General features: G+C 22.5%; 14 protein-coding genes. 2 read left to right on the plus strand and 12 right to left on the minus strand.

All coding sequences use genetic code 4. The features are described from left to right. Positions 1-10: 10 nt before the first annotated feature. The 12 genes from rsmI to asnA all read right to left on the minus strand — a co-directional run bounded on the left by rsmI (position 11) and on the right by asnA (position 11,127). On the minus strand, positions 11-727 hold the full coding sequence (gene rsmI / locus ACJA27_RS03385) for a 16S rRNA (cytidine(1402)-2'-O)-methyltransferase (protein ID WP_406617893.1): 717 nt from the start codon (positions 725-727) through the stop codon (positions 11-13). Continuing rightward, positions 720-1,646, minus strand: a complete 927-nt coding sequence (locus ACJA27_RS03390) for a hypothetical protein (protein WP_406617894.1) — start codon at positions 1,644-1,646, stop codon at positions 720-722. The genes rsmI and ACJA27_RS03390 overlap by 8 nt, the downstream gene beginning before the upstream one ends. 3 nt (positions 1,647-1,649) lie before the next feature. After that, positions 1,650-2,297 carry a dTMP kinase gene (gene tmk, locus ACJA27_RS03395; RefSeq protein ID WP_406617896.1) on the minus strand — a complete coding sequence of 216 codons (648 nt, stop codon included), beginning with the start codon at positions 2,295-2,297 and terminating at the stop codon, positions 1,650-1,652. Positions 2,298-2,319: 22 nt separating this feature from the next. Continuing rightward, complete coding sequence (locus ACJA27_RS03400) at positions 2,320-2,910, minus strand: toprim domain-containing protein (protein WP_406617897.1); 591 nt, start codon at positions 2,908-2,910, stop codon at positions 2,320-2,322. Beyond that, positions 2,910-3,197, minus strand: coding sequence for a YbaB/EbfC family nucleoid-associated protein (locus tag ACJA27_RS03405; RefSeq protein WP_406617898.1), 288 nt, complete (start codon positions 3,195-3,197; stop codon positions 2,910-2,912). Before ACJA27_RS03405 ends, ACJA27_RS03400 begins: the two co-directional genes overlap by 1 nt. 12 nt (positions 3,198-3,209) lie before the next feature. Continuing rightward, entirely contained in the window at positions 3,210-5,009 is a 1,800-nt protein-coding gene (gene dnaX, locus ACJA27_RS03410) for a DNA polymerase III subunit gamma/tau (protein ID WP_406617900.1), read from the minus strand. Positions 5,010-5,653: 644 nt separating this feature from the next. Then, positions 5,654-6,664, minus strand: coding sequence for a ZIP family metal transporter (locus ACJA27_RS03415; protein ID WP_406617901.1), 1,011 nt, complete (start codon positions 6,662-6,664; stop codon positions 5,654-5,656). Positions 6,665-6,689: 25 nt separating this feature from the next. Next, a complete protein-coding gene (locus tag ACJA27_RS03420) occupies positions 6,690-7,424 on the minus strand; it encodes a YebC/PmpR family DNA-binding transcriptional regulator (RefSeq protein WP_406617902.1) in 735 nt (244 codons plus the stop codon). A gap of 20 nt (positions 7,425-7,444) precedes the next feature. Next, positions 7,445-8,239: an NAD(+) synthase gene (nadE, locus tag ACJA27_RS03425; RefSeq protein WP_406617903.1), complete on the minus strand. Its 795-nt coding sequence runs from the start codon at positions 8,237-8,239 to the stop codon at positions 7,445-7,447. Then, on the minus strand, positions 8,232-9,461 hold the full coding sequence (locus ACJA27_RS03430; RefSeq protein WP_406617904.1) for a trigger factor-related chaperone: 1,230 nt from the start codon (positions 9,459-9,461) through the stop codon (positions 8,232-8,234). The genes nadE and ACJA27_RS03430 overlap by 8 nt, the downstream gene beginning before the upstream one ends. A gap of 33 nt (positions 9,462-9,494) precedes the next feature. After that, positions 9,495-10,100, minus strand: coding sequence for a ribonuclease HII (locus ACJA27_RS03435; protein WP_406617905.1), 606 nt, complete (start codon positions 10,098-10,100; stop codon positions 9,495-9,497). 40 nt (positions 10,101-10,140) lie between these two features. Continuing rightward, a complete protein-coding gene (gene asnA, locus ACJA27_RS03440) occupies positions 10,141-11,127 on the minus strand; it encodes an aspartate--ammonia ligase (RefSeq protein WP_406617906.1) in 987 nt (328 codons plus the stop codon). A gap of 133 nt (positions 11,128-11,260) precedes the next feature. On the opposite strand from asnA, the gene ACJA27_RS03445 reads away from it, so the two are divergent. Both ACJA27_RS03445 and ACJA27_RS03450 read left to right on the plus strand, forming a co-directional pair. Then, complete coding sequence (locus tag ACJA27_RS03445; RefSeq protein WP_406617907.1) at positions 11,261-12,013, plus strand: nuclease-related domain-containing protein; 753 nt, start codon at positions 11,261-11,263, stop codon at positions 12,011-12,013. Positions 12,014-12,022: 9 nt separating this feature from the next. Beyond that, positions 12,023-12,802 (plus strand): YgjP-like metallopeptidase domain-containing protein, encoded by a 780-nt coding sequence (locus ACJA27_RS03450; protein ID WP_406617908.1) that lies wholly within the window; start codon positions 12,023-12,025, stop codon positions 12,800-12,802. The last annotated feature ends 20 nt before the right edge of the window (positions 12,803-12,822 follow it).

The following is a 12,822-nucleotide window of genomic DNA, read 5'->3' on the forward strand; positions in this document are numbered from 1 at the left end:
CCAATAATATTTAATCTATTTTGCTAAATTTTGCATATTTATTAATTTTTTTATGTTCTTCTTTTTTAATTTTTAAAACTAATGTAAATTCACCTTTTAAATTATTTTCATTTAATTGTTTCAAAATTTCTAATGGAGTTCCTATAAAACTCATTTCATAAATTTTTGTTAATTCTTTAACTAAAAATATATCTGCTTTATCTTGAAAAATTAAATGTATATCATTTAGAAAATTTATTAATTTATGTGGTGCTACATAAAAAATATGAGCATATTCATCATTTAATTTTTGTAATTCTTTTTGTCTTTGAACACTGGTTTCTTTAGGGAAACCATTAAAAGTAAAGGTATTAGAAAAATTTGCTAAAGCAAATGCTGTAATCGCAGCATTAACTCCAGGAATAATAATAATTTCATGATCGGTCAATTTAACTTCTTTTAATAAAATGAAACCGGGATCAGACAATAATGGCATTCCGGCATCAGAAACTAAAGCAATATTTTTATTCTGATCTAAAAGATTAATAATTCCTTTAGTAGATTCTTTTTCATTAAATTTGTTGTAAATTAATAAACTTTTCTTTATATTATAATGTTGTAACAATTTTGATGTTACTCTAGTATCTTCACAAGCTATAAAATCAACCAATTCTAAAGTTTCAAGAGCTCTTAAAGTAATATCTTTTAAATTTCCAATAGGAGTTCCTACAATAAATAATTTACTCATGATAACACTCCATTAAATTTATTAAAACTTTTTCTGTTTGCAAACTAAATAATCCATTAGCATTTAATCTTTCATTTAGTTCTCCAAAAGATTGAATAAATTTATCGAAATTTAACTTATATAAATTTAGGTTATCTATTAATTCTATAAATTCTGATTTTTTTGAAAAAATTTCTGGTAGTTTTTTAAAATTAAGATAAATTAATCAACTTAATAAATTAAGTAAAAATAAAAACTCTTTGCTTGTATTTTTATCATTATATTTTGTTAAAAATATATAAAGTTTTTGTTTTTTAGTAAAACTTTGATTTAATCTTTTTAATAATTCAACTACTAAATCAAAATAATTATTAGGTACTAATTTTTTAACATTTTCAACATCTTGATAAATTAAAGCAAATAAATGAGCATAAAAAATATTAAAACCAACTTGTTTTAACTCATTAACCAACATATTTAAATCATTTTTAAAAACATTTATAACAACTGATCGAGATAAAATAGTCTTTAAAATTTTTTTTTCATTTTTTGTAGTCAAAATAAAATAAGTATCATTTGTGGGTTCTTCTATGGTTTTTAAAATAGAATTTAAAGCAGCAAAATGAATTAATTCTATGTCTTTTAATACTAAAATTTTTTTCTTATCTTTGTTTATAGTTGTGTAATTATTTTCTTCAAATACATCTTTTATGTTTTCTTTATGTAAACTCTCGTCATCACTAGTTAAAATTTTTACATTAAAAAATTTTTCTTTTAATTCTTCAATACTTTTTGATTTTGAATTATTTAACTTATTAATTATGTAAATTAAAGTATCATCAAGATCTACTCTTGATGAACTTTTTATTAAATAACAATGAGATATTTTATTTACCAATAAGGAATTTTCAATAATTTTTTTTACGTTTTCAGAAACCATTATTTAATTTTCCTTTCATCATTTTTTGAATAGAGGATTTTTAAATAATTTTTCAATAATTTCTTCCAAAACTTTATCAACACTTTGATATGCATTTATAACAATAAAACGTTTTTTATTTTTAGAAATAAGTTTTTGATAAGCTTCATAAACTTTATTATGAAATTCTTCTTTTTCCTGGTCTAATCTATCTTGAATTAATCTGCCTTCAAGTCTTCTTTTTTTACCTTGTTCTGGAGTAACATTCAAATAAAAAGTTAAATCAGGAAAAGTTTTATCAATAACTAATTCTGTCATTTTTTTAACAAATTTAAAACCTAGATTTCTAGCGAAACCTTGATATGCATAAAAAGAATCGATATAACGATCACAAATAACTAATTTATTATTTTTTAAAGCAGGTCATATAACTCGTTCTAAATGAATTCTTCTACTTGTTGTATACAATAAAGCTTCAGCTACAGCAGAAATATTTGTTTCTTTGTTTAAAATAAGTTCTCTTATTTTTTCAGCTTCAGGAATATCTTTACCACCGGGTTCTCTAGTTTGTATATAACTTAAATTAGGTTTTAACTCTAATAATTTTTCAATTAATTTAGAAATTAAAGTTGTTTTTCCTGATCCATCTAATCCCTCAAATGTGATAAACATATTTATTCCTGCTTTCTTTTTTTTATTTTTCTTGTCTGTTTTTTATTGCTTGTTCTAGAGTTAACCCATCTAAATAATCAATATTAGAACCGATAGGAAGACCAATTGCTAATCTTGAAACTTTAACATTATGTTCTTTTAAAAGATTCATAAGTCTAATCGTAGACATTTCACCTTCTAAAGTTGGACTTAAAGCTAAAATAACTTCTTCAAAATTTTTTGCATAATTTAATAACTCTTTATACATTTTTTCATTGATAGATAAATTTAAATTTTTAGAATTAATTAAATAAGGCAAAACATAATATTTTCCATGATAAAAATTTAATTTTTCAAATTTAATAATATTATTAAAGTTTTCTAAAACCAATAACACATTATCTCTTGAAACATCAAAACAAATTGAACATTGCTTTTCCTTTTTTAAGCCATGACACAATTCACAAAATGAATATTTAGATTTAATATTTTGCAAAGAGTTAATAAAAAAAGCAAAATCTTTATCGCTAACAGTTAAAATTTCTTCTGAAATTTTTTCTGATTGCTTTTTGCTTATTTTGGTTAAGTTAGTAAGAATTTTTTGAAATTCTTCTAATTCATCTAATAAAGCCATTAAAAACCTAAACCACCAGGCATTTGTGGCATCATTTCTTCTTGTTCTTTATCTATTTTTTCATAAAGTTCATTAAGTGCTATAACTAAAACGTCTTGTAAAAGTTCCTTATCATCTGGATCAATTAATACTTCATCAATATCAATTGATTTAATTTTTTTGCTACCTAATGCTGTAATAGTTAGACCTTGCTTTTCAACAATAAATTCTTTTTGAGCAAAAGCTTCTTGTTTTTCCATTAATTCAGCTTGCATTTTTTTAAGTTTTTTCATCATTTCAGGATTCATTATTCCACCTCTTTATTTTTCATCATTTTCATCAAATAAAATATCTAAAAGTATTTGATTAGGAGTTTTTGATTTTTTAATTTTTACTTCACCCAAAGGTTTTAATTTAGGAGTTTTTCCTGAATCAATAATTTTTTTAGCTTCTTTAACTAATTCTTTATAAGTTTCATTGTCTACAATTACTAAATGTAAATACGTACCAAAAACTTTTTTAATCAATTCTTGAATATTAGAATCATTATGAAAATCTTGCATATAGTTTAATTGACTACTATTATAATTTTCAGAAGTTAAAAGCATAAAATCATTGGAAGCTGCTCTTAAAGTCATATATCTTAAACTATCTAAAAATGTTTGATGTGCATCTGATTTAAAAACTTTCAATAAATAATCGATTTTCCCTTGATATTTTGAAACCATATCATTTTGACTTTGTAAAATTATATTTAATAAAGACTTCATATTGTAAGCACATTTGAAAGCTTTTTGATGTTCTTTGGCTAAATTAGCTTTAGGATTATTAAATAAAAGCATTTCATCGGATAAATCAATTTCTCCAGTAGAAATTAAATTGTTTTCCCCTGTATTTAAATCTGAAATAACTTCTTGATCTAAATCTAGAAAATCACCACTTAAATCATTGTTATCTAAAATTAATTCTTGTGTTTCGCTTAATAATTCTTTAGCTTTATTGTCATTTTTTTTCATATTTAACTCCTTATTAGTTTCAATTTTAATATTATTTTTAGCATTTAAATTTGATATTTTAATTAAAAATATTTCTATTTGTTGAAAGGGTATATCTGTATACATTAATTGTTTGCTTAATTCATATAAAATTTCATTTGTTTTAATAGCAAAATCATAATCAATTTCTAATTTTTTTAATTCTTCCAAATCAATTAAATTTAAAAGATTTACATCTAATGTTTTTTGATAAACTATAAAATCTTTTATTATAGTTAATAATCCATTAGCAAATTGATTTGGATCAATCCCAGCATTTTCTAAGTCTTCAAATTTTGCTAAAACAGTTTTTAAATCACTTTTATAAAGTAAATTTATAATTTCTATTAAATTATCATTGCTAGTTATTCCAAAGGCATACATCAATTCTTTTAACTCTATTTTTCCATTTCCATAAGCGCTAGCTTGATCCACAATAGAAAGTGCATCTCTCATCCCCCCTGTTGCTAATCTTGCTATATAAGAAATCGTTTTTTCATCACTTTTAATATTTTCTTTTTCTAAAACATCCGTAATTTGTTGTGTAAGAATTTTAATTGGTATTCTGCGAAAATTAAATCTTTGTACTCTAGATAAAATTGTAAGAGGAATTTTTTGTGGATCAGTTGTAACCAAAATAAAAATAGCATGTTCTGGAGGTTCTTCTAAAGTTTTTAATAAAGCATTAAAAGCTGCTTTAGAGAGCATATGTGCTTCATCAATAATGTAAATTTTATAATTTCCCATTACTGGAGAATGTTGAATTTTTTCTTTTAATTCTCTAATTTCATTAACTCCATTATTAGAAGCAGCATCAGTTTCAATAATATCTACATTTTGATTTATTAATGCATTACATTTGGCACACATTTTTGTTACATCTTTATTATGATAACAATTTAATAAACCAGCAAAAATTCTAGCAACTGATGTTTTCCCTACACCTCTAGGACCATTAAAAAGATAAGCATGTGAAATTTTTCTATTTAGAATAATGTTTTTTAAGGTAATTACAATGTGATCTTGACCTAAAACTTCATCAAAACTTGCGGGACGGTATTTTCGATATAAAGCTTTATAACTCATCATTGCTCCTTATTTTTTATACCTTTATATTATATATATCTATATTTTATTATTAGGTAAATTGTTAAATATTAAGCAATAAAAATAATTCCTATTTTAGAGATAAATTATTTTTTATACATTTTAATATCTTCAATATGAAATGATTTTAGCATTTTAATATCATCTTCAATTTTGTCCAATTTATTGTTAATATCATTTAAAAATTATTAAATTCTTGCTTTGTATCCATATTGTCTAAAATGGGTTTTATATTTTATTGAATTTTTTCATCAAACTTTTTATCAAAAAAATCAGAAATAATATTTGCTAATTGTTTGATAGTTAAATTACATACTGTCATATTAGGCTCCTAGTTCTATTACCTTTAATTTATTTCATTTACAATCAATAAGATATCTTCTAATTTGCTTATCATTTTAATCATATAATATTCAATATCTTCATATTTAGAAATTTTTTTAAAGATGGGAGTTTTTGTTAATTTACTTTTATCTATTTTTCTCCTTTGTTATAAAAGTTATATAAATAGAATTACTAGCTACCTATATATGTCTATTTTTTGCAAAAAAGTCAAAAAAATTTTAATTAATTTTACTTTTAGGAATTTTTTTAAATATAAAAAAATAAGACAACAATATGTCTTATTTAAATTTGAAAGTAACTCCTAAATTTCCAAACAATGTTCCATTTCCATGAGAATGAATAGAAAGAATAATTGCTGACAGCGCTATTCCTAAAACTACAAAGATTAAAATAGAATACTTTATTTTTAATTCATATTTTTCAAAAGCAAATTCTGGCAAAAATTCAAATATAGATGTAAAAATAAAGATACCCGCTATAAAAGCTTCTATAAAGGCTGCCAATTGTCAAAGATTATTAATTGCTTCTCCTGAATATATTCCAAGAAAAATCGCTGGAAGAAACAAAAATAACAATCCGATAGAAATTCCTATTGATTTTTTCTTTGAAAACCCCATTTCTCTTTGGCGATAATAAAATACTAATTCTTCTGGAATTAAATGTAATATAAACGAAATTAAAAAAGCTAAATTCATATTACTTGTACTTCCATTATATATAGCATTTAAACTAACACCTATTAAAAAACCTTCTGGAATTCTATGAGTTAATAACAAAATTAAAGCAACTAATTTAGAATAATTTTTAGGTTTTTCTTCTATTGTTTCATGGCTATGTGCTTCATCTTCACTATGTTCATGATTATGAGAGTGCAATAAAAAATTATTTTTTAGTTTTTTGTTTATTACTTTTTCTATAAAAAACTTAATTCCTAAAGCCAAACCTATACCAGAAATAATTCCTAACCCTATTAATAAAATATTTCATAAATATACTTTATTTGTACTATAGCCTTTCCCTTGAGCGGACAGACTTGATATTTCTAAAGATTCTCTTAAGAAACCAAATAAAGCCATAGTAAGGAAAAAACCTGACATAAAAGCATATAAATAAGTAGTTGCTTTTTTAGAAAGTTTTTCTTTAAATAAAGGAAAAATTAAGGCAATTAAAACTGGTAAAATGAGTAATAAAAAACTAGCTATAATTACCAATCATAATTTAGCTATTATTTTATTCCAAGGTTCATTTTCAGGAGAAATTGATTTTATAAAGGATATAAAAGATTCCATTTGTCTTTCTACGAAGCTAGAATTTTTATTCTTCTTCTATATTATGAATAACTTCTTGAACGTCATCATCATCTTCTAATTTTTCAACAAAATCCATTAATTTTTGATATTTTTCACCACTAAAAGATACATAAGAATTTGGAATATAAGAAACTTCACATTGTAAAAAATCGCTAATATTTAATTCTTTTTCAAGGGCAGTTTTACATTTAGCAAAATTTTCAGGTTCAGTAGTAATTAAATATGATTCATCTGTATTTTCTAAATCCATAGCACCATTATCAATAGCAACCATTGTAATTTCATCTTCCCCAATTAAATTTTTAGATACTTCAATAATTCCACGGTGATCAAATTGGTATGGAATTTGATTTGTTTTACCTAGGGTTGCGTTTTGTTTATTAAAATACGCTTTTAAATTACTTGTCGTACGATTGATATTATCAGATAAAGTAATCACCATAAAGGTTGCTCCACCGCTTAATGTAGCATTAAAAATAGTTTCAACAAAAGTTGCTCCATTTTTTCCATCTCCTCTAGCTTTTGCTAAAGCTTTTTCAATATTTGCTTTAGGCATATTTTTAGATTTTGCTTTTGCAATTGCTAATTTTAAAGATGGATTAGATTCAGGATCGGGACCTCCATTAGCAGTAGCAGCTACATAAATTTCTTTAAAAAGTTTTTGAAAAACTTTTCCTCTAGCCGCATCATTAGCACCTTTTTTATGTTTAATACCAGCTCAATGTGAATGTCCTGACATAAATCTCCTTTGGAATTAAATTATTTATTTTCTTGAAAAAACTCTTCAATAGTTAATGGTTTTATAGGAACATTACGTTTATGTTCAGAATTGATATGCATTCTTTCAATTTTTTCTTTTGTATTTTTATTAATTTTATCATAGTCCATAGCAATGAAATTATCTAAATCCTGGTATGAAAAACCTAATTCATCTTCATCATTTTGACCTTCTCAAAGACCAGCAGAAGGTTTTTTATCAATAATAGATTGTGGTATTTCTAAATATTTGGCAAGTATTCTAACTTCTGATTTAAGTAAATGTACTATTGGCAAAAGATCTACACCGCCATCTCCATATTTTGTAAAATAACCTATAAAATATTCATCTTCATTATCGGTTCCTACAACTAAATAATTTAATTCTTTTGCATAAGCATATAAAGTTGTCATTCTTAAACGAGGTTTTATATTTGATAATGCTAAATTATTTTTTACCTTAATTGCCTTATTTATAGTATTAAAAGTTAATTTTAAATCAATAGTTTTGGTTGTTAAATTAAATGCTTTAATTAATGAACTAATATCACTATCTTCATGTTTCATACTGTCAATAGGCATAATTAAACCTAAACTATTATCAGGAAAAGCTTTCTTACATAAAACTGAAATTAATGCTGAATCTATACCACCAGATAAGCCAAATATTGTCCCTTTTGCATGTGCTAATGATACTTTTTCTTTAATTCAATTAACTAAATAATTAATGTATTTTTCAATATGTTCCTTACTTGAAAAATCATTGAGTATACCTATTCTTTTATTTTTACTAAACATTTTTATTTTCCATTAATTCATTGTATTCAATTTCATTGTTTGATTTCATTAATAGTAACGAAACTTTTCTATCCAAAATACCTTTATTCATTCTTTCTTCATTAATGTTTCTATTTTCAATATCATATTTGTCATACATTAAATGAACGAATTTTCATTCTTCTTCTTTATCTTCATTTGAAGGTTCAGTAATATTTTTTGTAGTTTTAATAACTCAAATAATAATATCTCTTCATATTGAAGCTCTTAAATCATTTTCTAATTTTTTCATTCAACTATACAATTTATCTTTATCTTCATAAGTTTCTTTTCTAAAATCAGCTTTTTCTTTTTCAGATAAAGAATTGATATATTTATCAAAATTTCTTGATTTTAAATTTTCAAAAAGTTTTTCCGAAAATTCAATCTTATTTTCTTGATTAAATATTTCAATATATTTATTAAAATATTTTGAAGTTTCCATATGATTATTTATCATTAAATTATCATTTATAAAACTTGTCTTTACTTCATCTAAATTTTTAAATGAACTTAAACCGCATTCTTTTAAATTATCATTTGTTAATTCTTTATAAATTATTTCTTGAATAGAAACTATTTTAATTTGAACTTTTTGATGTACATCTTCTATATGATAAAAAACATCATTTAATTTATGATTCATAACATCTTTATTTATTAATCCATCTTTTTGAGATGAAGCTTTTATGGTAATAATATCTTTATATTGATCTAATGGTTTATCATCTAAAAAAGGTAAAATTTCACATCTAACTATATTAGATTCACTTACTATATCTGCATCTTGTAAAACTTCAAACTGTTTACTAAATTTTTCAAAACTTTTTTCTAATTTTTCATCAGTCAAAATTAAAGGCTTAAAATCAATTTTTTTAAAATTATATAAATTTTCAATTTTTAAATCATCTAATAAAAAATATTCTAAATTAATTTCAAATTCACATTCCTCAATAGTCATTTTAATGTCTTTTACAACAGGAGAAAATAAATAATATTTTTTATCATCATTTAAATTTTCTTCATCAACAAATTTTTGAATTTCTTCTCTATTAATTAATTCATAAGCATAATCTAAAATTTCATTTTGATTAATTTTTGTTTTCTCCTTAATTGCATTCATAACAATGTGATTTTGATATTTTAATCAATTTTCTTTAGAACAATGTATTTCTTTAGTTTTTTTATAAAGTTTGTAATTCATAATTTTCTCCTTAATTTAAATAAATTATATTTTTTAATTTTTGTTTTCTCAAATGTGTTTTACATTTTTATAACTAATTCTATGTTCTTCAATGACCCCATATTTTTCCATAGCATTTTGATGTTCTTTTGTACAATAACCTTTATGCTTTTCAAAACCATAATCAGGAAATTTTTTAGCAATATCTATCATATAGTCATCTCTAAAAACTTTCGCTAATATAGAAGCTGCTGCAATAGAAATACTTTTTTGATCTCCCTTAACTAAATTAATTTGTTTAATATTTGAATCAATTTTTTCAAAATCAGTTAAAACTAAATCAGGTAAATTATTAAATTTTTTAATCACTTCTTGCATTGCATAAATAGAAGCTTTTTTAGGGTTTAAATTATCAACTAGTTTTGAATCTACAACAAAATATTTAAATTCTAAAGCATCTTTTTTTATTATATTTACTAATTCTCTTCTTTTTAAATCTGACATTTTTTTAGAATCATTAATTAATTGATTCTGATAAAAAGGAGGAAAAATTACAGCAGCTACTACTAAAGGTCCAGCACAACAACCTCTTCCTACCTCATCACATCCTAAAATTTTATTATAATTATTTATTCAATAATCTTGTTCAAAATCTAACATTTTTCTCCAATTTAACTATAAAACAAAAGAATAAGTCAAATTATAATAATTTGACACCTTCTTTTTTTAAGTCTTCAATAATATTGTTTGGTCAAAATCCAACTTGTACTTCACCTATATGTTTTTTTTCTAAAAGAAACATTGATAATCTGCTTTGACCTATTCCACCACCTATAGTAAGAGGTAATTTATTATCTAATATATCTTTATGATATTGTCTTAAATCTTCATTTTTTATATTCATTAATTCTTTTTGTTTTGATAAAGATTTTGCATTAACTCTTATTCCCATTGATGAAATTTCTAATGCTTTATTCAATATAGGATGATAAAAAATCATATCGCCATTTAAATCTCAATCATCATAATCAAAAGATCTTTTTGAATGTGGAACATTAGATTTATTTAATTTATTACCAATACCTATAATAAAAACTGCTTTATGTTTTTTAGTAATTTCTAATTCTCTTTCATCAATTGATAAATTAGGATACATATTTTCTAAATCTTGTGCTGTTATAAAGAATATTTTATCTGGAAGTTTTTTGCTTAATACTGGAAAATTAAAATTTAACTTATTTTCTACATATCTAATTGAGTTATATATTTTGGTAACTATCGCTTTTAAAAAATCTGTATTTCTATCCTCTTCTCTAATTACTAATTCCCAATCTCATTGATCTACATAATATGAATGTATAGAATCTAAATCTTCTTCTCTTCTTATAGCATTCATATCTGTATAAATACCTTCATAAATATCAAACATATATTTTTTTAAAGCTATTCTTTTTCATTTTGCTAATGAATGAACAATTTCAAAAGAAATATTAGGTTCATTTTTAGGATTAAATGAAACTGGTTTTTCACCAGAAAGTCCATCATTTATTTTTGATTCTGAATCAACAAATAAGGGTGCTGAAACTCTAACTAAATTCAAATTTTTATTTAATTGTTTAGTAAAAGCAAATTTTAAATCCTGTATTGCTAATTGTGTTTCTTTAATATTTAATTTAGATTTATACATATCCCCTCCATTTAATATTTATTATTATAGAAAATAAAAAATATTAAAATAAAAATAATTATTAAAGACTTAAATTTTACTTTTAAAAATTGTTTTTAGTTTTTTATATATTTGTATATTATCATTATTAATTATGGAATATTTAATTGATAATTTCTTAAATTTAAAAAAAATAGATAAAAATATTAGTTATCCTAAATTAGAAAAAAACACCACTATTGGTATTGCTATTGGAACTTTAATTATGGGCCTTGTTATAGCTTTAACACTTTTTATTATTATTCAAAAAATACTTAAAAATAAAAGCAAAAATACCGCTGGTTTCATTTTTGAAAAAAAAATAAATGGAAAAATGTTAAATTTTGCCAAAGAAAATGGATATAAATACTTTAATGGTGGACTATTTAAGTATGGGGAAAACCAATATTTTGAAATAGATGGACTTTTAGCAACTAACAAAGCAATTTTTGTTATAGAAGCTAAAAATTATTATGGTAATTTAATTGGTGATTTTAATAGTCCTGAACTAAAATTAAAAATCAACAAAAAAGAAATTAAAATGAAAAATCCTTTTCAACAAAATTTAAAACATATTAACCATATTTACAAAATGTGTGGTTTTAGTTTTCCTGTTTTTTCTCTATTGGTCTTGCCGGAAAACACTAATGCAAATATTGAAAATGAAGAAAGTTGATCAGTAATTGTTAATGAAAATAATTTTTCTAATAAAGTAGTTGAAATAGTAAATGAAACTGAAGATATTATCAATGGAAGAACATTAGCGGCATTATCAGAAATAATTGAATCATCAAGAACAGCATCATTGAAAGATATTAAAAAATTTGGAAAAATTATTAATGGTGGAAATAAAAATAATCAAATATAGGAAGTACTTATGAATGACAAAATTATCTTACCTTTAATAAAAGAAATTTTTGTTAATAATAAAAAATGAATTTTAGAATTCAGAAAAAGTATTTTTGAAAATGAAGAAGTAAAAATTAAAAATTATGTAAATAAACCTGAACATATTTTTATTTTTGTTCCACAAAATATAGAAAATAAATTAAGTGAAAATTTAATACGAGGATATGAATTTGATGCTAGAAAATTTATAAATAAGCTTTCTAGCAATGAAGAAATAAAACCGTTTCATAAAATAAAAGAATTTATTTTTTTAAACAAAAACTCAAATCAAATATTGTTTTTTGGAAAATTACTAAATTTAAAATTTAAAGAATCAGTATTTAATGGATGTGTTTTAGGAGATGATAGTATTAAAGTTTTTTACAAAAAAAATAAAAACCAAATGCAAGTTTTAAAAGAATATTTAATTAAAGAATTAGACAATTTTATTAAACCTGTTTTTAATAAATATTTATTATCAATGAATAAATATAAATTAGAAGAAATCCCTTATCAAATTGTTTTTGCAAAAACATATTGAGGAATAAATATGAAAAGAGGTTTAAAATATTTAATTAAATATAATGTTTCATTAATTTTATTAGAACCTAAATCTATAGAAGCGGTTATTGTACATGAATTGGCTCATCTTGAACACAGAAATCATTTTAAGGCATTTAAATTATATGGCGAATCATTAATGGAAAATTTTATAAAAATTGATGCCAATATAAATAATAAAATATATGTACTAAATTTTAAAGATTAGCCTATAAAATAGAAAAATAA

The sequence above is a fragment of the Mycoplasmopsis lipophila genome, assembly GCF_045276895.1.
In the GTDB taxonomy this organism is placed as follows: Bacteria; Bacillota_I; Bacilli_A; order Mycoplasmatales; family Metamycoplasmataceae; genus Mycoplasmopsis; species Mycoplasmopsis lipophila.